General features: G+C 69.6%; 14 protein-coding genes and 1 pseudogene. 8 read left to right on the forward strand and 7 right to left on the reverse strand.

From position 1 onward, the window contains the following. On the forward strand, positions 1 to 1,669 hold a 1,669-nt coding region (gene dxs, locus AC1DWT_RS39695; RefSeq protein ID WP_477924810.1), incomplete at its 5' end, for a 1-deoxy-D-xylulose-5-phosphate synthase. 72 nt (positions 1,670 to 1,741) lie between these two features. Here dxs and AC1DWT_RS39700 read toward each other — a convergent pair. Next, positions 1,742 to 3,139 carry a sugar porter family MFS transporter gene (locus AC1DWT_RS39700; RefSeq protein WP_072942317.1) on the reverse strand — a complete coding sequence of 466 codons (1,398 nt, stop codon included), beginning with the start codon at positions 3,137 to 3,139 and terminating at the stop codon, positions 1,742 to 1,744. 96 nt (positions 3,140 to 3,235) lie between these two features. Continuing rightward, entirely contained in the window at positions 3,236 to 4,255 is a 1,020-nt protein-coding gene (locus AC1DWT_RS39705) for an iron-siderophore ABC transporter substrate-binding protein (RefSeq protein WP_206015385.1), read from the reverse strand. Positions 4,256 to 4,548: 293 nt separating this feature from the next. On the opposite strand from AC1DWT_RS39705, the gene AC1DWT_RS39710 reads away from it, so the two are divergent. The 6 genes from AC1DWT_RS39710 to AC1DWT_RS39735 are packed head-to-tail and all read left to right on the forward strand — an operon-like array spanning position 4,549 to position 11,328. Beyond that, on the forward strand, positions 4,549 to 5,328 hold the full coding sequence (locus tag AC1DWT_RS39710) for a GntR family transcriptional regulator (protein WP_072942313.1): 780 nt from the start codon (positions 4,549 to 4,551) through the stop codon (positions 5,326 to 5,328). Next, entirely contained in the window at positions 5,325 to 5,552 is a 228-nt protein-coding gene (locus AC1DWT_RS39715) for a 4Fe-4S dicluster domain-containing protein (RefSeq protein ID WP_005240903.1), read from the forward strand. Before AC1DWT_RS39710 ends, AC1DWT_RS39715 begins: the two co-directional genes overlap by 4 nt. Before the next feature lie 16 nt (positions 5,553 to 5,568). Next, on the forward strand, positions 5,569 to 6,999 hold the full coding sequence (locus tag AC1DWT_RS39720; RefSeq protein WP_206015386.1) for an ABC transporter substrate-binding protein: 1,431 nt from the start codon (positions 5,569 to 5,571) through the stop codon (positions 6,997 to 6,999). Continuing rightward, positions 6,996 to 7,853, forward strand: a complete 858-nt coding sequence (locus AC1DWT_RS39725) for an ABC transporter permease (RefSeq protein ID WP_206015387.1) — start codon at positions 6,996 to 6,998, stop codon at positions 7,851 to 7,853. Before AC1DWT_RS39720 ends, AC1DWT_RS39725 begins: the two co-directional genes overlap by 4 nt. Beyond that, positions 7,850 to 8,629, forward strand: coding sequence for an ABC transporter ATP-binding protein (locus AC1DWT_RS39730; RefSeq protein ID WP_206015388.1), 780 nt, complete (start codon positions 7,850 to 7,852; stop codon positions 8,627 to 8,629). Before AC1DWT_RS39725 ends, AC1DWT_RS39730 begins: the two co-directional genes overlap by 4 nt. Next, a complete protein-coding gene (locus tag AC1DWT_RS39735; RefSeq protein ID WP_206015389.1) occupies positions 8,629 to 11,328 on the forward strand; it encodes a fumarate reductase/succinate dehydrogenase flavoprotein subunit in 2,700 nt (899 codons plus the stop codon). The genes AC1DWT_RS39730 and AC1DWT_RS39735 overlap by 1 nt, the downstream gene beginning before the upstream one ends. Positions 11,329 to 11,353: 25 nt before the next feature. Here AC1DWT_RS39735 and AC1DWT_RS39740 read toward each other — a convergent pair. From AC1DWT_RS39740 to AC1DWT_RS39755, 4 genes and pseudogenes are all read right to left on the reverse strand, one after another. Then, positions 11,354 to 13,456 (reverse strand): annotated as a pseudogene (locus AC1DWT_RS39740) (3-hydroxyacyl-CoA dehydrogenase NAD-binding domain-containing protein); the annotation flags it as partial. Further along, positions 13,457 to 14,665, reverse strand: coding sequence for a thiolase family protein (locus AC1DWT_RS39745; RefSeq protein WP_072942301.1), 1,209 nt, complete (start codon positions 14,663 to 14,665; stop codon positions 13,457 to 13,459). It lies immediately after the preceding pseudogene. Between the two features lie 149 nt (positions 14,666 to 14,814). Beyond that, positions 14,815 to 16,101, reverse strand: coding sequence for a ribonuclease D (locus AC1DWT_RS39750; RefSeq protein WP_206015391.1), 1,287 nt, complete (start codon positions 16,099 to 16,101; stop codon positions 14,815 to 14,817). A 49-nt stretch (positions 16,102 to 16,150) separates the two neighbouring features. Then, positions 16,151 to 17,545, reverse strand: coding sequence for a WS/DGAT/MGAT family O-acyltransferase (locus tag AC1DWT_RS39755; RefSeq protein ID WP_072942297.1), 1,395 nt, complete (start codon positions 17,543 to 17,545; stop codon positions 16,151 to 16,153). A gap of 168 nt (positions 17,546 to 17,713) precedes the next feature. Here AC1DWT_RS39755 and AC1DWT_RS39760 point away from each other — a divergent pair, with 168 nt between their 5' ends. Beyond that, a complete protein-coding gene (locus AC1DWT_RS39760; protein ID WP_072942296.1) occupies positions 17,714 to 18,964 on the forward strand; it encodes an alpha/beta hydrolase in 1,251 nt (416 codons plus the stop codon). On the opposite strand, the gene AC1DWT_RS39765 is transcribed toward AC1DWT_RS39760, so the two are convergent. Further along, a complete protein-coding gene (locus AC1DWT_RS39765; protein WP_072942294.1) occupies positions 18,965 to 19,558 on the reverse strand; it encodes a DUF3000 domain-containing protein in 594 nt (197 codons plus the stop codon). Positions 19,559 to 19,677 lie beyond the last annotated feature (119 nt).

Genomic DNA, 19,677 nt, shown 5'->3' on the forward strand with positions numbered 1-19,677 from the left:
GGGCGGCCTGTCGGGGTACCCGTGCCGGGCGGAGAGCGATCACGACTGGGTCGAGTCGTCCCACGCGTCGGCGGCGCTGTCGTACGCCGACGGCCTCGCAAAGGCCTTCGAACTGACCGGCCAGGCCCGGCACGTCGTCGCCGTCGTCGGTGACGGCGCCCTCACCGGTGGCATGTGCTGGGAGGCGTTGAACAACATCGCCGCGGGCAAGGATCGCTCGGTGGTCATCGTCGTCAACGACAACGGCCGCTCGTACGCCCCGACCATCGGTGGTCTCGCCGACCACCTCGCCGCCCTCCGGCTCCAGCCGGGCTACGAGCGGATCCTCGACAGCGGCCGGCGGATGGTGAAGAAACTTCCGTGGGTGGGACGCACTGCCTACTCGGTGCTGCACGGGATGAAGGCGGGACTCAAGGACGCCGTCGCCCCCCAGGTTATGTTCACGGACCTGGGCATCAAGTACCTCGGACCGGTCGACGGCCACGACGAGGCCGCGCTCGAATCCGCGCTGCGCCGCGCGAAGGCGTTCGGCGGTCCGGTCATCGTGCACGCCGTCACCCGCAAGGGCATGGGTTACGCGCCCGCCGAGAACCATGTGGCCGATCAGATGCACTCGACCGGCGTGATCGATCCGGTCACCGGTAAATCGGCCGGATCGGCGTCCGCCGACTGGACGTCGGTGTTCTCCGCCGAGCTGATCGACCAGGCTGGCCACCGTCAGGACATCGTGGCGATCACCGCCGCCATGGCGGGCCCGACCGGTCTCGCCGCGTTCGGCGAGAAATATCCCGACCGCATGTTCGACGTCGGGATCGCCGAGCAGCACGCCGTCACGTCGGCCGCTGGCCTGGCGCTCGGCGGCCTGCACCCGGTGGTCGCCGTCTATTCGACGTTCCTCAACCGTGCCTTCGACCAGTTGCTGATGGACGTGGCCCTGCTGAAGCTGCCCGTCACCCTCGTCCTCGACCGCGCGGGCATCACCGGCAGCGACGGCGCCAGCCACAACGGCATGTGGGACATGTCGCTGCTGGGCATCGTGCCCGGGATGCGGGTCGCGGCTCCCCGCGACACGGCCACCCTGCGGGAGGAACTGAGCGAGGCGCTGGCCGTCGACGACGGGCCGACCGCACTGCGCTTCCCGAAGGGCACGGTCGGTGACGACGTGCCCGCCGTGAGCCGGCTCGACGGCGTCGTCGACATCCTGCGCGCCCCCTCCGGTCGCAACGACGTGCTCATCGTGTCGGTCGGCGCGTTCGCCGGTCTCGCGCTCGCCGCGGCGGAACGTCTGGAACAACAGGGCATCTCGGCGACCGTCGTCGACCCGCGGTGGGTGCTGCCGGTCCCGGAGTCGCTGCTGAAGCTCGCCGAGGACTACACGATGGTGGTCACCGTCGAGGACAGCGGCCTGCACGGCGGTGTCGGGTCCACCGTGTCCGCCGCGCTGCGGTCGGCCGGGGTCGATGTGCCCTGCCGCGATCTCGGTGTTCCGCAACGGTTCCTCGACCACGCGTCCCGCGCGCAGATCCACACCGAGTTGGGACTCACCGCGCAGGACGTCGCCCGGCAGATCACCGGGTGGTTCGCCGGCCTCGGTAACGTGCGCCCCGGGCAGCAGAACGGTGTCGTCGCCGGCCTCGATGCGCAGCGCGCGGAGAACAGCGGCCAGTAGGACCGACCCCGTCCCACACGAGAAATCCGGCCGAATCACACTGTGATTCGGCCGGATTTCTCGGTACCGGGGTCAGGTGTGCATCTCCTCGAGCTCCATCCCTTTCGTCTCCCGGACCTTCGACCGGACGAAGAAGTAGGACAGCAGCGCGAAGAACGCGAACAGTCCGTACAGGAACCACAGCCCCACCGACCGGGTGAGCGGCGGGAACGCCAGTGTGACCGTAAAGTTCGCGATCCAGTTCGCCGCCGTGCTGATGCCGAGTGCGTAGGCGCGCATGTTGTTGGGGAACATCTCGCCCAGCATCACCCACATGACCGGGCCCCAGGTGGCGGCGAAGAAGATCACGAACAGGTTGGCGCCGATCAGCGCGACCGCCCCCCACGGGCTGGGGAGTGTGACGTCGTCGCCACTGCCCGTGGCCTGGGAGAAGGCGATTGCGGCCATGAGCAGGCTCGCGAACATCCCCAGCGAGCCGACCTCGAGGAGGATCTTCCGGCCGATCCGGTCGACGAAGAGGATGGCGACGAATGTCATACCGACGTTGATGATCGCGGTGATCACCGACGTGGTGAACGACTCGTTCTCGGTGAAGCCCACCGACTTCCAGAGCGTGGTGGAGTAGTAGAAGATCGCGTTGATGCCCACGAACTGCTGGAAGATGGCCATGAAGATGCCGACCCAGACGATCGGCTGCAGCCCGAACTTCGGGCCGCGAATGTCGTCGAACGACGCCGTCGATTCGTGGCGCAGGGTCAGCCGGATCTCGGAGACGCGCTCCTGCGGGTCGACTTCGCCGGTGATGTTCGCGAGGATGTCGGCCGCTTCCTGGTCGAGGTGCTTGCCCACGAGGTACCGCGGCGACTCGGGAATGAGCAGGGCGAGAATGCCGTACACGACCGCGGGGACCACACCGACGATGAACATCCAGCGCCAGGCCTCGAGGTTGAGCCACAGCTCTTCCGACGCGCCGCCCGCGGCGTTCTGCAGCACCGCGTCCGACAGCAGCGCGGCGAAGATGCCGAGAGTGATGGCCAACTGTTGCAGCGACGCCAACGCGCCGCGGTAGCGGGCCGGCGCGATCTCCGAGATGTACGTGGGCGCAATGACCGACGCGATACCGATGCCGAGACCGCCGAGGACGCGCCACAGCATCAGGTCGGGGACGCTGAACGCGAGACCGGACCCGAGCGAGGAGACGACGAACAGCACCGAGCCGAGCAGCATCACTTTCTTGCGGCCCCAGCGGTCGGCGAGGCGGCCCGCAAACCACGCGCCCACAGCACATCCGAGCAGCGCGATCGCCACGGCGAAGCCCGTGAAGAACGACCCCAGCTCGAAGTGGCCCTGGATGGAGTCGACGGCGCCGTTGATGACCGAGCTGTCGAAACCGAAGAGAAATCCACCCACCGCGGCGGCGACGGTGACGCCGATGACCTTCGCGGTGTGTCTTTCGGACATCTGCGTCATCGCATACCTGCTTTCGGCGAGCGTTCCTGATGCGGGCACAGCGGAAATTTGTGTCTCGGATTACGCTACGCTCGACACCGCCTGTCAGGCGGGAGTTCAGGCACCCGCTTTCTTCGCGGCCTCGCTCAGCTGAGGTGTCAGCTTGTCCAGAACCCACGGTGTCGCGAGAACGCTGGTCTGGCTGAGCCCCGAGATGATCTTCGTGTCCGACAGCGCGACCGCGGTTCCGCGCCCGATGGCACCGAGATTCGCGTAGGCCGGGTTCGCGGCGACGGTGGTGTTCTCCGGGACGAACGCGACCACGACGTCGGCGTCGACGTCGGAGATGTTCTCCACGGAGATGTCGGCGAAGAACTTGTCAGGATCGTTCGCCGCGGCCAGCTTCTGCACGCCGGGCGACACGGTGAAGCCGAGCTCGGTCAGCACCTGGACGCGGGGATCGGAGGGCATGTAGACGTTGACGGTCGCGGCGTCGGTGTCGAAGTTGACGACCGAGATCGTCTTGCCTGCGAACTCGGGATGCGCGGCGGCGGTCTGGGCGAGGGTGTCGTCGAGACCGGCGACCAGCTGCTCGGCCTCGGCACTCTTGCCGAGTGCCTGACCGACCAGTGCGGTCTGGTCCTGCCACGTGGTCTGCCACGCCTTGTCCGGGTACGCCACGGTGGGGGCGATTCCCGACAGTTTCTCGTACGTCGCCTCGTCGAATCCCTCGTACGGTGCGAGGACCACATCGGGCGCCAGCGCGGCGACGCCCTCGATGGAGGTGGACGTGGCCGCGTCGAGCAGCGTGGTCGCGGACGGGTCGAAACGGTCCTGCAGCCAGGGCATCACGCCGTTCGCCTCGGCGCCGTACGTGTATTTCGGCATGCCGACCGGTGTCTGGCCGAGGGCGTAGACGACGTCCTGGGCGTTCCATCCGAGGGTGACGATGCGTTCGGGTGCCGCGTCGAGCGTGGTCGATCCGAACGTGTTCGCGATCGTGACCGGGAATCCCTCACCGGACGCCTCGGTGCTGCCGCCGCCGCCGTCGCCGGACGAGCAGGCGGCGAGGAAGAGGGACGAACTGGCCACGGCGAGTGCGACGGCGAGCTGACGTCTGGCGGTGGGTGCGAACACGGCAACGACTCCTTCGGGACAAATATGGAAGGTAAGCCTAACCTAGAGTTGCGCGCTCGTTCGGCGGACGCCGCCACTTCGAATCACCGTGATTGGAATTCCCGGGCCCGCCGCCGCCTGGCGCATTACCCGGGCACTGCCGTGTTCGCGCTGGTGAGACGAGTCGCCGCCGGCGCGGACCCGGCCGATTCACCGAGGCGTCCGGGGGGCGTGTTCGCCGCGACTCCGGGCCCCGCGGACTGCCGTTAGCGTGTGTCTTCGTCCAGCTCACACGCACAATCGACGAAGGAACCATGGTGGTGAATCCGACTCCCCTCCCGACGGCGTCACGCAGTTCCCGTGCGGACCATGCGCGCAGATTCGCCGACCTGCTGCGGCAGCAGATCCACGCGGAGTCCTTCGCCGAGCGCGGATTGCCGTCGGAATCGGAGTTGGCCGCCGAGTTCGGCGTGTCGCGCAACGCGGTGCGCGACGGACTGGCGCTGCTGAAGCAGGAGGGGCTCATCGACCGCGCCCCCCGCGTGGGAACCCACGTGGCGCAGCGCAAGTACGACCACGGCCTCGACGCCCTGCTGGGGCTGAAGGAGACGCTGAAGGGGCACGGCGAGGTCCGCAACGACGTCCGCGCCGCCGTGGAGATCAGCCCGCCGCCCGCCGTCGCCCGCCGGCTGCAGCTGGAGCCGGGCGAACCCGCCGTGTACATCGAGCGGGTGCGCTACCTCGGAGACCTCCCGCTCAGCCTGGACCTCACCTACCTCGTCCCCGACATCGGCGCCGAGATCCTCGGCCGCGACCTCGAAACCAACGACGTGTTCGCGCTGATCGAGGAGGTCTGCGGTCAGCCTCTGGGTTCCGCCGATCTGGCGATCGAATCCGTCAATGCCGACGCGCACTCCGCCGCGAACCTCCAGACCCCCGAGGGCGCGGCGCTCCTGCTGCTCGAGCGCCTCACCCGGCTCGTCGACGGACGGCCGGTCGACCTCGAATACATCCGCATGCGCGGTGACCGGATCACCATGCGCAGCAACCTCGTCCGCAGACCCGACATCACGAACTGGGAGCTCACCTCATGACCTTGGTCAACCAACGCGCCGACGTACCCGTCACCATCGACGAGTCGCTGTGCATCGAGGGCTGCACCCTGTGCGTCGAGATCTGCCCACTCGATTCCCTCGCCATCAACCCGGAGAACGGCAAGGCGTTCATGCACGTCGACGAATGCTGGTACTGCGGCCCCTGCGCGGCGCGCTGCCCGACCGGCGCGGTCACCGTGAACATGCCGTACCTCCTCCGCTGAGCGAAAGACCACACAGATGAAGCGACGTTTCCCCACCTTCGCGATCGCCGCCGCGGCACTGACACTCGTGGCGACGAGTTGCTCCCTCGAACCGTCGGCCGGAAACGGCGACGCGGTCACCGTGGTGATCGGGTACCAGTCCAAGACGATCAACACCGTCACCGCCGGAACCCTGCTGCGGGCGCAGGGCTACCTCGAACAGCGTCTGCAGGACGTCACGGAACGGACCGGGACGAAGTACTCCGTCGAATGGCAGGACTACGACACCGGTGCGCCGATCACCGCCCAGATGGTGGCAGAGAAGATCGACATCGGATCGATGGGCGACTACCCGATGCTGATCAACGGCTCCCGAACCCAGGCGAACCCGCGCTCGAAGACGGAGATCGTCTCGGTGACCGGATACAACCCCGAGGGCGCGCTGAACATGGTGGTGGTGCCGCCGAACTCACCGGCGACCACGCTCGGCGACCTGGCCGGACAGAAGGTGTCCGCGAGCGTCGGCTCCGCGGGCCACGGCACCCTCGTCCAGGCACTCGACCGCGCCGGGATCGACCCGACCACCGGCGTCGAGGTCCTGAACCAGCAGCCGCAGGTCGGATCCTCGGCACTGGAATCCGGTCAGGTGGCCGCGTTGTCGCAGTTCGTCGCGTGGCCGGGACTTCTCGTCTTCCAGGACAAGGCGAAGCTGCTGTACGACGGCGCCGAACTGCACACCCCGACCCTGCACGGTGTGGTGGCCCGGGAGGCGTACGCGGACGAGCACCCCGAGGTACTCGACGCGTTCCTCCGGGCACAACTCGACGCCACCCGGTTCGTGCAGACTGAACCCCTCGAGGCGTCGCGGATCGTCGCCGACACCAGCGGGCTGCCGCAGGAGGTCGTGTACCTGTACAACGGCCCGGGCGGCACCTCGTTCGACACCACGCTCAAGCCCGGTCTGATCGGTGCACTGAAGAACGATGTGCCGTATCTGAAGTCGATCGGCGACTTCGCCGACCTCGACGTCGACGGTTTCGTGAACGACGCACCGCTGCGGTCGGCATTCGCGGCGGACGGGCAGGACTACGACACCACGCTCGCGTCCACCGCCAACCCCGCCGCCGTCACCGGTACCGACCCCGTGTGCGCCGCGCCCGCGAGCGACCCGGCATTGGCCGGGGAGGTGTGGTTCGACGGCACCGGCGAGACCCAGCCGGCCGCGAACCCGACCTGCCTGCTCCGGGCGGTGAAGCAGGCCCGCGCCGAGGGCCGCACCGTGCGCGCCGGCTACGTTCCCGACGCCGAACTGGGCACCCGATGGTTCGCGGACAAGGCCGTGTGGGTGCGCGACGGCGACACCTTCCTGCCGTTCACCACCGGCGCCGCGGCCGACCGCTACCTGAGGGCGCACCCGTCGGGGGCCGTGGTCACCTACGACCGCGCCGTCGAGGAGGTCCGGCCGTGACCACACTGGAACAACCGGAAGTCCTGTCCGACGCCGAAGGCGTTGTGGAAGAACATGATCCGGAGACCCGCCGACGATCGTCGCCGTGGCGGTCCCCGCTCGTGCGGGTCGCCTCGGTGCTGGCTGCGATCCTCGCGTGGCAGCTGCTCACCGCTTACGACGTCCGGTTGTGGCTGCGGTTCGACACGCTCCCCACCGTCACCGACGTGGTGTCCGCGTTCGGCACCCAGCTGCAGACCGATCTGTTCTACCTCGACCTCGGACAGTCGCTGATCCGCATTCTCAGCGGATTCGGACTCGCCACGGTTATCGGGGTGGCCACCGGAATCGCCCTCGGCAGATCGGAACTGTTCGCCGACGTCCTCGGCCCGCTGACCGAACTCGCCCGGCCGATCCCCGCCATCGCGGTCGTACCCGTCGCGATCCTGCTGTTCCCCAGCGACGAGGCGGGCATCGTGTTCATCACGTTCGTCGCCGCATTCTTCCCGATCATGGTGAGCACCCGGCACGCCGTCCGGGCACTGCCCACGCTGTGGGAGGACTCGGTGCGCACCCTCGGCGGCGGACGCTGGGACGTGCTGGCCAGGGTCGTGCTGCCCGGGATCCTGCCCGGCGTGTTCGGTGGACTGTCCGTCGGGATCGGGGTCGCCTGGATCTGTGTGATCTCCGCCGAAATGATCTCCGGCAGGCTCGGTGTCGGGTACCGCACCTGGCAGGCGTACACGATCGTCGACTACCCCGGCGTCTTCGTCGGCATGATCACGATCGGCATCCTCGGATTTCTCACGTCCGGGGCGGTCGAACTGCTCGGCAGGCGGGTCACCCGCTGGCTGCCACGAGGGGAGCGCGCATGACCGCCACCACCGGAACGTCCGTGGCCGCGGGCATGTCGCTAGTCCTCGATGACGTCACCCTGTCCTACACCGGGAAACCCGTCATCCGTTCGCTGTCGCTGACCGTGGTGCCCGGCGAGATCCTGGTGCTCACCGGACCTTCGGGGTGCGGCAAGTCCACCGTGCTCCGCGCATTGGCGGGGCTGCTGCCGCCCGATTCGGGGCGGGTCGTCGCCGACGGCGCCGCGGTGGAGTCGACCTCCCGGGACCGGGCGGTCGTCTTCCAGGACAACGCGCTCCTCCCGTGGCGCACCGTGCGCTCGAACATCGAACTGGCCCTCGCGCTGCGCGGCGAACCCCGCAAGGGGCGCCGTGAGACCGCCGACCGCTGGATCGCCGAGGTGGGTCTGACCGGGTTCGGCGACTACCTGCCGAAGAACCTGTCCGGCGGCATGCGCCAGCGGGTCCAGTTGGCGCGCGGCCTCGCCGGGGCGCCGCGGGCCGTGATGATGGACGAACCGTTCGGCGCCCTCGACACCCAGACCCGCGGCGTCATGCAGCGACTGCTCGTCGACACGTGGAGCACGCACCCGACGACGGTGGTGTTCGTGACCCACGACGTGGACGAGGCGGTGCTGCTCGGCGACCGGGTGGCGGTGCTGGGCCGGGCAGGTGAGCCGCTGCGGGCGCTCGTCGACATCCCGCACCCCCGCGACCGCGACCACCTCGACCATCCCGGCACCCGTGCCGCCCGCGCCGACGTTCTCGGCGCGCTGAACCACACTCCGGAGACCTGATGGACATCCCCGACCTCGCCGACACCGTCCGCCTCGACTGCGACGTCCTCGTCATCGGCGGCGGCACGGCAGGCACGATGGCGGCGCTGACCGCCGCCGAGAACGGCGCGAACGTGCTGCTGCTCGAGAAGGCGCACGTGCGCCATTCCGGTGCGCTCGCCATGGGGATGGACGGTGTCAACAACGCCGTCATCCCCGGCAAGGCCGAACCCGAGGACTACGTCGCCGAGATCACGCGCGCCAACGACGGAATCGTCAACCAGCGCACCGTATACCAGACGGCGACCCGCGGTTTCGCGATGGTGCAGCGCCTCGAGAAGTACGGCGTCAAGTTCGAGAAGGACGAGTACGGCGAATACGCGGTCCGCCGTGTGCACCGCTCCGGTTCGTACGTGCTGCCGATGCCCGAGGGCAAGGACGTGAAGAAGGCGCTGTACCGGGTGCTGCGGCAGCGGAAGATGCGCGAGAAGATCCGCATCGAGAACCGGCTGATGCCGGTCCGGGTCCTGACGGAGAACGGCCGGGCGGTCGGCGCCGCGGCGCTGAACACCCGCACCGGCGAGTTCGTCGCGGTCGGCGCGAAGGCGGTCATCCTCGCGACCGGCCCGTGCGGCCGGCTGGGGCTACCGGCGTCGGGGTACCTCTACGGCACCTACGAGAACCCCACGAACGCCGGCGACGGCTACTCGATGGCCTACCACGCGGGCGCCGAACTCAGCGGCATCGAGTGCTTCCAGATCAACCCCCTGATCAAGGACTACAACGGCCCGGCCTGCGCGTACGTCGCGAACCCGTTCGGCGGCTACCAGGTCAACGCCGAGGGGGAGCGGTTCGTCGACTCCGACTACTGGTCMGGGCAGATGATGAGCGAGGTCAAGAGCGAGATCGAATCCGCCCGCGGCCCCATCTATCTCAAGGTCAGCCACCTCCCGGAGGAAACCCTCGACACGCTCGAGTCGATCCTGCACACCACCGAACGCCCCACCCGTGGCACGTTCCACGCGAACCGCGGCCACGACTACCGCAGCCACGACATCGAGATGCACATCTCCGAGATCGGCTTGTGCAGCGGGCATTCCGCGTCCGGGGTATGGGTGGACGAGCACGGCGCGACCACCGTCCCCGGCTTGTACGCGGCAGGCGACCTCGCCTGCGTCCCCCACAACTACATGATCGGCGCATTCGTGTACGGCGACCTCGCCGGAGCGCACGCCACCGGCACCCTGCCCGGCGTCGAGGCGCCGGCCGCGCTGCCCGCAGAGCAGCTGGCCGCCGCGCACGAGCTGATCTACCGGCCGCTGCGCCACCCGGACGGGCCGCCGCAGCCGCAGGTCGAGTACAAGCTGCGCCGCTTCGTCAACGACTATGTCGCGCCGCCGAAGACGGCGACGAAGCTGTCGATCGCCGTCGAGACGTTCGAACGGATGGCGGGGGAGATCGCCGGGATGGGCGCGACCACCCCGCACGAGCTGATGCGCTGCGCGGAGGTCACGTTCATCCGGGACTGCGCGGAAATGGCGTCCCGCAGCTCCCTCACCAGAACCGAAAGTCGCTGGGGGCTCTACCACGAACGCGCGGATCTCCCGGAGCAGCGGGACGACGAATGGGGATACCACCTGAATCTGCGGCGCGGTGAGAACGGCGACATGGAATTCCTCAAGCGCCCCGTGGAACCGTACTTCGTGCCGGTGCCCGGACTCGATTCCCTTCCGCCGGTGGACCGGACGGTCGTACCCGTCGCGCAGCCGCCGCTGGTCGGCGGGCGGGCCCCGGTGGAGGAGCGCTCGCGCATCGCGGCGCCGGTCCGGCAGGAGCCGTCGTCGCCGGCCATCGTCGCGGTCCTCGGACTCGACGCGCCGAGCGTCGCCGAACTCGCACCGTATCTGGGCGACGCCGACCCGCAGGTCCGGGTCACGGCACTCTCGGTGCTGACCGAAGGAACCCCCGACGGATTCGGGGCGGCTCTCGTCGACGCCCTCGGCGACGCTGCGGTGACGGTGCGCCGCGCCGCCGCCGACGGCCTGCGCGAACTCGTCGAGGTGCTGCCGTCCGCCGACGGACTGGCCGATCACCTGGGGTCGGGTGACGCCGTGGTCCGGGCCGCCGTGATCGACGTATTACGCGCTCTGCACGCAGGTTCGGCGGAGCAGTTCCTGGCGGCACTGTCCGACGGCGATCACCACGTCCGGATCGAAGCGGTGCGGGCGCTGGTGTCGCTGGACCGGTGGGAGTCGGTGGCGGCGGGGGCGCACGACGAGAACCGCGAAGTGCGGATCACCGTCGCGCACGGACTGGCCACCATCGGAATCGGCGGTGTCGACACGGTGCGCTCACTGGCCGGCGACCGCGATCCGCTGGTGCGCGCCGCCGCGCTGACGGCGTTCGCGAGCCTGGGCTGCAGCGGAGACGACGTGACCCTCGCGGTGGCGGCGTTGCGGGAGTCGGCCTGGCAGATCCGGCAGGGCGCCGCGCGGGCACTCGCCGGAGCGGACCCCGAAGTCGCGGTGCCCGCGCTGGCGGACGCCCTGACGGATGCGCACCTCGACGTGCGCAAGGCCGCCGTCCTCGCACTCGGCCGGTGGTCCGGCGACCGCGCCGCCGTCGGCGCGCTCACCACTGCACTCGACGACACGGACGCCGACGTGCGGGCCTACGCCCGCCAGGCCCTCGTCGCCGCAGACCCCGTCCCCGTTCCCTGAGCACGTGAGTGGCGATGTGTGCCGGGGTCGCGACGCCCGGCGCCAGGAACCGCTTGCCGTTGACGGCCTCGGACGTGCCGGTGCGGTCCAGGTACGGCGTGATGCCGCCGTTCCAGAAGCCGAACCCGCCGCCGAGGATCAGGCAGAGATCGATGTCCTCGGCCGCCGCGACGACGCCCTCGTCGAGCATGATCTGGATCTCCTCGGCGAACGCGCGCCGCGTGCGATCGAGGACCTCCGCGGACGTGGACGCCGTGTCGCCCTGCTTCCACAGCGTCGCGACCTCGGGGTCGACGACCTGCGTGCCGTCGGCGCCGTAACTCCACACCGCCGGCTTCTTCGCCTCGACGAGCGCCTCGAGCCCGGGGGAGTTGTGGAACCGCTCCGGGTACGCCGCGGCGAGGGTCTCGCCCGTGTGCAACGCGACCGCCGGACCGACGAGCGCCAGCAACGTGAACGGGGTCATCGGCATGCCGAGTTCGGCGATGGCGTTGTCGGCCACCTCGAACGGGGTTCCCTCGTCGACCGCGTTCATGACCTCACCGAGGGTGCGGATCAGGAGCCGGTTGAAGACGAACCCGGGCAGGTCGGCGGAGCCGACGGCCGACTTCTTCAGCGCCCTGGCGGTGGCGAATGCCGTTGCCAGGGTGGCGTCGTCGGTCTTCTGGCCCTTGATGACCTCGAGCAGCGGCAGCACGGCGACCGGGTTGAAGAAGTGGAAGCCCACCACCCGCTCGGGGTGCTTCAGGTCCGCGGCCATCTCGGTGATCGACAGCGAGGACGTGTTGGTGGCGAGGACCGTCTCGGGGGCGATGTGCTCCTCGAGTTCCACGAAGATCTTCTTCTTCAGGTCGAGGTTCTCGAACACCGCCTCGATCACGAAGTCGGTGTTCGCGAACGCCGCCTTGTCGAGCGACCCGGACACGAGTGCCTTGAGACGGTTGGCGGCGTCGGGGGACAGCCGGCCCTTGCCCTGCAGCTTGTCGATCTCGCCGTGGACGTAGCCGACACCCTTGTCGATGCGCTCCTGGTCGATGTCGGTGAGGACGACCGGCACCTTCAGCTGGCGGACGAACAGCATCGCGAGCTGGCTGGCCATCAAACCGGCCCCGACGATGCCGACACCGGTGACCTTGCGCGCGAGCGACTTGTCCGGTGCGCCCGCGGGCCGCTTGGCCCGCTTGTTCACCAGGTCGAACGCGTACAGCCCCGCGCGGAGTTCGTCGGCGAGCAGCAGGTCGGCGAGCGCCTCGTCCTCGGCGGCGAAGCCCTTGTCGAGCGACGCCGGGTCGGTGAGATCGGTGGTCCGGGCCAGCTCGAGGAGTTCGACGGCCTTGACCGGTCCGGGTGCGTTGTTCTTGGTCTTGCCCTCGACGATTGCCTTCGCGCGGGCGATCGCGTCGTCCCAGCCCTTGCCCCGGTCGATCTCGGGACGCGCGGGGGTGATCTCGCCGGCCAGGACCTGCGCCGCCCAGGCGAACGACTGCTCGAGGAAGTCGGCCGAACCGAACACCGCGTCGACGACGCCGAGTTCGAGGGCCTTCTTCGGGGTGAGCGTCCGGTTCTGGTTCAGCGCGTTCTCGAGGACGACGGTGACCGCGTTCGAGGGACCGATGAGGTTGGGCAGCAACTGCGTTCCGCCCCAGCCCGGCACCAGCCCGAGAAATGTCTCGGGCAGACCCAGCGCGCCGGCGCTCTCGGAGGCGGTGCGGTAGTGGCTGTGCAGCGCGACCTCGAGGCCGCCGCCGAGCGCGACGCCGTTGACGAATGCGAATGTCGGCACGGACGATTCGCGTAGCCTGCGGAACACCTTGTGCCCGAGGCGGCCGAGTTCGAGCGCCTGGTCCCGGTTCGTGATGCTCGGAACACCCTTGAGATCCGCGCCGGCGGCGAAGATGAAGGGTTTGCCGGTGATCGCGATCGCGACGGGGTGGGCGGCGAACGCCTCGTCCAGGGCCGCGTCGAGGGCCGCCAGGCCACCCGGGCCGAACGACGACGGCTTGGTGTGGTCGAAACCGTTGTCGAGGGTGATCAGCGCGACCGGGCCCTCGATGCCCGGTACCGCGACGATCTTGGTGTACGCGTTGGTCACGACCTCGTCGGCGAATGCCGTTGCAATGTCGGTCATCTACTTGGCTCCATCGAAGTTCGGGTTCTCCCAGATCACGGTTCCGCCCATGCCCAGACCGATGCACATCGTGGTCAGGCCGTAGCGGACGTCGGGGCGCTGGGCGAACTGGCGGGACAGTTGGGTCATCAGGCGGACGCCGGAGGACGCGAGGGGGTGGCCGCACGCGATGGCGCCGCCCCACTGGTTGACTCGCGGATCGTCGTCGGCGATGCCGTAGTGCTCGAGGAATGCGAGGACCTGGACGGCGAACGCCTCGTTGATCTCGAACAGGCCGATGTCCTCGATCTTCAGACCGGTGCGGCCCAGCAGTTTCTCGGTGGCGGGCACCGGTCCGATGCCCATCACCGCGGGGTCGACGCCCTGGAACGCGAATCCGACCATGCGCATGCCGATCGGCAGCCCGAGTTCGAGCGCGGTGTCCTCACCGGCGAGGAGAGCGGCCGTGGCGCCGTCGTTCAGGCCGGCCGCGTTGCCTGCGGTGATACGGCCCGCGGGACGGAACGGCGTCTTCAGCTTCGCGAGGTCCTCGAGGGTGGTGCCCGGACGCGGCGGCTCGTCCTCGGTGGCCAGCCCCCAGCCCGCGGCGGAGCGGGTGGCGACGGGCACGAGGGTGTCGGCGATGAAGCCGGCCTTGCGGGCGGCCTCGTACTTGTTCTGGCTGGCGACGGCGTACGCGTCGGTGCGGTCCTTGGTGATGCTCGGGAACCGGTCGTGGAGGTTCTCGGCCGTGTTGCCCATGACGAGTGCGCTGGGGTCGACGAGGCGGTCGGCCAGGAACCGGGGGTTCGGGTCGGCGCCCTCACCCATCGGGTGGTGGCCCATGTGCTCGACGCCGCCGGCGATCACCACGTCGTACTGGCCGAAGCCGATGCCCGAGGCGGTGGTGGTGACGGACGTCATGGCGCCGGCGCACATGCGGTCGATGGCGAAACCGGGGACCGTCTCGGGGAGCCCGGCCAGGATCGCGGACGTGCGGCCGATGGTGAGGCCCTGGTCGCCGGTCTGCGTGGTCGCGGCGATGGCGACCTCGTCGATGCGCGCGGGGTCGAGTTGCGGATTGCGGCGAAGCAGCTCACGGATGGTCTTGACGACGAGGTCGTCCGCGCGGGTCTCCGCGTACATGCCCTTGGGGCCGGCCTTGCCGAACGGAGTGCGGATGCCGTCGACGAAGACGACGTTGCGTTGAGTTGTGGTGGATGGAGCCACGCGAATTCCTCCTGATGGAGCAGTTTGGTTCCGGATCACGGCCAGGCGTCCGGCCTCCAGACCAGCGTACCCCTACCGTTACTCGCGGGTAACTTAATGGGTACCTCATCGGGAATTCACGCGCTCACCCCGCGTGTCGGTGCTCGCGATCAGTCGTCGCCGGAGCCCTTCTGCTCGGCCGCGGCGCGCAGTGCGGTCGCCAGCCGGGGCACGGTCAGCATCCGCTGCCAGGGTCGCGCCCCGCCGGCGTCGAGCACCCGGTCGATCGCCGCCTCGGCGCCGTCCTCGGGAGCCGCCCAGTCCCAGCACAGCCTCCGGACGAGTTCCGGGGTCACCAGGTTCTCCACCGGCACCGACGCCTCCGCCCCGAGTGCGGCCAGCGCGGCGCGGGCCGCCGTCAGCCGTTCCGCGGCGTCGGGGTCGTGCCGCGCCCACCGGCTCGCGGGCGGGGGGCCCGTGAACGGCGGGGTCTTCGGGGGAAGTTCGGAGTCCGGCAGCGCCCCGGCATCCTCGAGCGCCTGCAGCCAGATCCGGGAATGCCGCCGCTGCCGGGGACCGCCGAATACGGGCAGCGCCCGCAGCGCCTCGATGCTGCGGGGGTCCTTGGTCGCGGCGTCGATGATCGCCGAATCCGGAAGCACCCGGCTGGGGGAGACGTCGCGTTTGCGGGCCAGGTCCTCCCGGGCCTGCCACAGCGACCGTGCGGCGGCGAGTTGCCGCTGCGTCTTCAGCGACGTGATGTGCGACGTCCGCCGCCAGCGGTCGGCCTTGGGCTTCGGTGGTCCCGCGAGCCGGATGTGCTCGAATTCCTGTGCCGCCCACTCGCTCTTGCCCTGCTCGTCGAGTTCCGCGGCCATCACGTTCCGCAACTCGACCAGGACCTCGACGTCGAGGGCCGCGTAGTTCAGCCAGGTGTCGGGCAGCGGCCGCTTCGACCAGTCGGCGGCGCCGTGCCCCTTCCGGAGTTCGAGGCCCAGCGTCCGCTCGACGATGGCGGCGAGGCCGACCCGTTCGAACCCGGCGAGGCGCCCCGCGAGTTCGGTGTCGAACAGCGTCGCCGGCGCCAGGCCGATCTCCGCCAGCCCCGGCAGATCCTGGTCGGCGGAGTGCAGGATCCACTCCAGCGGGTTGATCACGTCCGCCAGCGGGGCGAGATCGGCGGCGGTGGGGATCGGGTCGAGGAGCACCGTCCCCGCGCCCTCCCGGCGCAGCTGCACGAGATACGCCCGCGCCGAATAGCGGAAGCCGGACGCCCGCTCGGCGTCGACCGCCAGCGGCCCGGTGCCCTCGCTCAGCGCGGCCGCGGCCTTCGCGACACCCTCCGCGGTGGTCACCACGTCGGGTACGCCGTCCCGGGGTGCGAGCAGGGGTACTACCTGCCTGCCGGGTTCTTCGGCGGGGACGGGTGACGAGGCGTCGTCGGTGACTTCGGACATGACAGCTGACTCTACGTCGCTTCGGGATTCCCGCAGCGCACCGGCGGGTTCACGGCCGGTTCCCCGCTGCCTCGACGAGCTCGTCCAAGGCCGCCGGAAACGCGTCGACGAGGTCCCAGAGGTGGGGCGCGAGTTCGGGGCAGCTCATCAGACCGACGTCGAGTTGACCGTTCAGCGACATCACCGTCACGTTGAGCCCCGCGCCGTGGAAGATCGGGCCCAGCGGATACATCGCCCGGATCAGGGCGCCCAGGAAGTACAGCGGGACCGCAGGCCCCGGCACATTCGAGATCACCAGGTTGTGGACCACCGGATGCCGTTCCGCCAGGCCGAGGGTCGAATAGAGGCGCATCGCCGTGCCGAACACGGCCTGGCCGGCGAACTGCGACCAGTCCTGCAGCAGGCTCGGGCCGAGCGTCTCGTTGTGTTCCTTGGACGTCGAGTTGTGCTCGCCGATCGCCAGCAGGCGTTCGGCGGGATCCTCGATCTGCGTGCCGAGTTGGGTGAACATCCCGGACACCTGGTTGGTGCCGGGCCGGTCCGATTTTCCGTGGACCGACACCGGGACGATCGCGACCAGCGACTTGTCGGGCAGTTCCCTGCGGCTGTGCAGGTACTTCCGCAGTGCGCCCGAGCACAGGGCGAGAACGACGTCGTTGACCTTGACGTCGAACGCGTTCTTGACCGTCTTGACCTTGTCGAGGTCGAGCTGGGTGAACGCGAGATTGCGGTGGCTGGTCAGCGTGCCGTTGAGGGACGTGCGCGGTGCGGTGAACGGCGCAGGCATCGCCTCGCCGCGCCGGGCCCGGCCGATCCAGCGGGGCAGCAGCGTCAGGCTCTGCGGGACGATCCGCAGCAGTTTCGCGGGCCGGGACGCGACGGCGAGCAGCCCGCCCACGGCGATGTCGAGCGTGCTCGCCTGCCCCGCGCTCTCGGCGGAGTCGTCGCGGTCGGGCCGCGGGGCGTCCGGTTCGAGGCCGCACAGCTGGGCCATCATGTTGGCGCCGGTGATCCCGTCGACGCCGGCGTGGTGCATCTTCGACATCACGGCGACGGAACCGTCCTCGAGGCCCTCGATCACCCACATCTCCCACAGCGGCCGGGCGCGGTCGAGGGGGATGCCCGCGATGTCGCCGCACAGTTCGGCCAGCTCGTCGCGGCCGCCGGGGGCGGGAAGGGCGACGCGGTGGCAGTGCCGGTCGATGTCGAAGTCGGTGTCCTCGACCCACACCGGGTGGTCGAGGTTGAACCTGGAGTCCTGCAGCTTGCGCCGGAACGCGGGAATCGCCTCGGTGCGGGCGCCGAGTTCGGCCTTGAGCCCGGCGAACGTGTAGCCGCCGGGAATCGTCGAGACGTCGAGAACGATGACTCCGCAGACGTGGAGGAGTTGCGTCGACGTTTCGAGATAGAGGAAGGACGCGTCGAGACCGCTGAGTCGCTGCATGAACCGATACTAGAACACGTTCTAGAATCTGGTTTAACGAATCGCGGAACCGCGAGGTCCGCGCGGCGGTGGGCCGACGAGGCGGCGCTCGATGTCGTTCTCGATCCGCCCGCGCAGGGGTGCGGGGCGCGCAACCGCGCCATTAGAACATGTTCTACGGTGGGAGGTATGACCCGAGGCTTCGTTCTCCGGCAGGCCGTCGGCGCCGCACTCGCCGCCAACGCCCTGCGTCCCCTGCCCGGCGCGCCCACCTCGGTGGTCGCGTTCTTCTCGGGGTGGCTGACCACCGAACTCGCACCCCACCTCCTCGCCGTGACCGCCGCCGACGCCGCCCAGCACGCGGCCCGTCACGGAACGCGGACCCGCAGCGACCGTGTCGGTCTCGCGCTGGCCGCCGCCTCCGCCGCCGGGCTCGCCGCCGTCATCGCGACCGGCCGGGGCGCCGGAGCCGAAGCCGAATCCGCGCTCGTCGAGACGCTCGGCGAGAACTACACCGACCGCGACCACGCCATCGACCATCCCGGGCGACCGGTGTGGCGGCAACTCCTCAATCCGTTCTGGATGCGGAACAAGGCCGTCACCCGGGTCCGCAACCTCGCGTACGGGCCGGGCGGGCGCCGGGCCCGCCTCGACATCTACCACCGGCAGGACCTGCCGTCGAAGAGCCCGGTCCTCCTCCAGATCCACGGCGGAGGCTGGGTGATCGGGAACAAGGACCAGCAGGGTCTGCCGCTGATGCTCGAGATGGCCTCGCGGGGGTGGGTGTGCGCGGCCGTCAACTACCCGCTGTCGCCGAAGGCGAAATGGCCGGAACACCTGATCGCGATCAAGCAGGCACTGGCCTGGTTACGGGAGCACGTCGAGGAGTACGGCGGCAACCCCGACTTCATCGCCGTCACCGGCGGTTCCGCGGGCGGCCACCTCGCCGCCATGGTCGGCCTCACCGCGAACGACAGCCGGCTGCAGCCCGGATTCGAGGACGTCGACACGTCGGTCCAGGCGTGTGTGCCCTACTACGGCGTCTACGACTTCGCCGGCGACACCGGAATCAAGGCGGTCCTCCAGCGCGTGCACTCCGGACTGATGCCGATGGTGCTCGGCAAGAACGCCGCGTTCCCCGACGACTACCGGGCCGCGTCGCCGCTCGCGCACCTCCGGGCGGACGCACCGCCGTTCTTCGTGATCCACGGCACGAGTGATTCGCTCATTCCCGTCGCCGAGGCGCGGATCTTCGTCGACGAACTCCGGCAGGTGTCCGGCAACCCCGTCGTCTACGCGGAACTGAAGGGCGCGCAGCACGCGTTCGACGTGTTCCCCTCGATCCGCAGCATCTCGGTCACGCAGGCGGTCGGGCGGTTCCTGGAATGGTCGCGCAGCGCCACCACCGACGTGCCCGCGGCGGGCACGGAATCGGCCTGACTACTTGCCGCCGAGCGTCTTCAGCTGCGCCACCCCGGCGGGCGGCAGACCGGCCGCGTACGCCAGCACCTCGCAGAACGCCTCGACGTGCGCGGCCAGTTCGACCGACGTCGCCGTCCACGACGCGCGCAGCTCCAGCTGATGCGCATGCGGGGGACCGGCGATGTCGCCGTACCGCACCGACGTCGTCGCGGTCACCGTCCCGCCGAGCGCGTTGAGGGGTTCGTGGCGCGACTCCAGCGCGTCGACGAGCCAGCTCCACGCCACCTCGGGAAGCAGGGGGTCGGACGCCACGGCGGCGTCCAGGTCGGCCTGAATGTAGGCGACCAGCCGCATCGTGCCGTTCCAGGCCTCGTCGCCCTCGGGGTCGAACAGGAGGATCAATCTGCCGAACGCGTCACCCTCGCTCTGCTCGGCGACGACCCCGGTGTCCTCGTGCACGACCTCGGCGCCGACGGCGTAGCTGAACGGCGCGAGTCGTTGCGGGGGCCGGATGGGACCCAGCTCGATGTCCGCGCGGACCTGCGCGGAATTCATCGCTTCGACGGCGGCGCGGAACTCGGCCGGTTCGGCGGGCGATCCCGAAGTCGTCACAGCCCGGGACGTTAGACCCGGACCCACGCATCTCGTCGGAGGCGCGCCGAGCAGGGCCGATCGGCGGCGGAGCCGCGGCATGGCAGCATGAGAGCTGCCGAAATTCGAGCAGGCAGAGA

This window comes from Rhodococcus sp. P4_B6, from assembly GCF_056402215.1.

What these genes read in the sequence shown, in the direction of transcription:
- AC1DWT_RS39700 (WP_072942317.1), bottom strand. Translation starts at nt 3,139, where the DNA reads ATGACGCAGATGTCCGAAAGACACACCGCGAAGGTCATCGGCGTCACC.
- AC1DWT_RS39710 (WP_072942313.1), top strand. Translation starts at nt 4,549, where the DNA reads ATGGTGGTGAATCCGACTCCCCTCCCGACGGCGTCACGCAGTTCCCGT.
- AC1DWT_RS39715 (WP_005240903.1), top strand. Translation starts at nt 5,325, where the DNA reads ATGACCTTGGTCAACCAACGCGCCGACGTACCCGTCACCATCGACGAG.
- AC1DWT_RS39720 (WP_206015386.1), top strand. Translation starts at nt 5,569, where the DNA reads ATGAAGCGACGTTTCCCCACCTTCGCGATCGCCGCCGCGGCACTGACA.
- AC1DWT_RS39730 (WP_206015388.1), top strand. Translation starts at nt 7,850, where the DNA reads ATGACCGCCACCACCGGAACGTCCGTGGCCGCGGGCATGTCGCTAGTC.
- AC1DWT_RS39750 (WP_206015391.1), bottom strand. Translation starts at nt 16,101, where the DNA reads ATGTCCGAAGTCACCGACGACGCCTCGTCACCCGTCCCCGCCGAAGAA.
- AC1DWT_RS39755 (WP_072942297.1), bottom strand. Translation starts at nt 17,545, where the DNA reads ATGCAGCGACTCAGCGGTCTCGACGCGTCCTTCCTCTATCTCGAAACG.
- AC1DWT_RS39760 (WP_072942296.1), top strand. Translation starts at nt 17,714, where the DNA reads ATGACCCGAGGCTTCGTTCTCCGGCAGGCCGTCGGCGCCGCACTCGCC.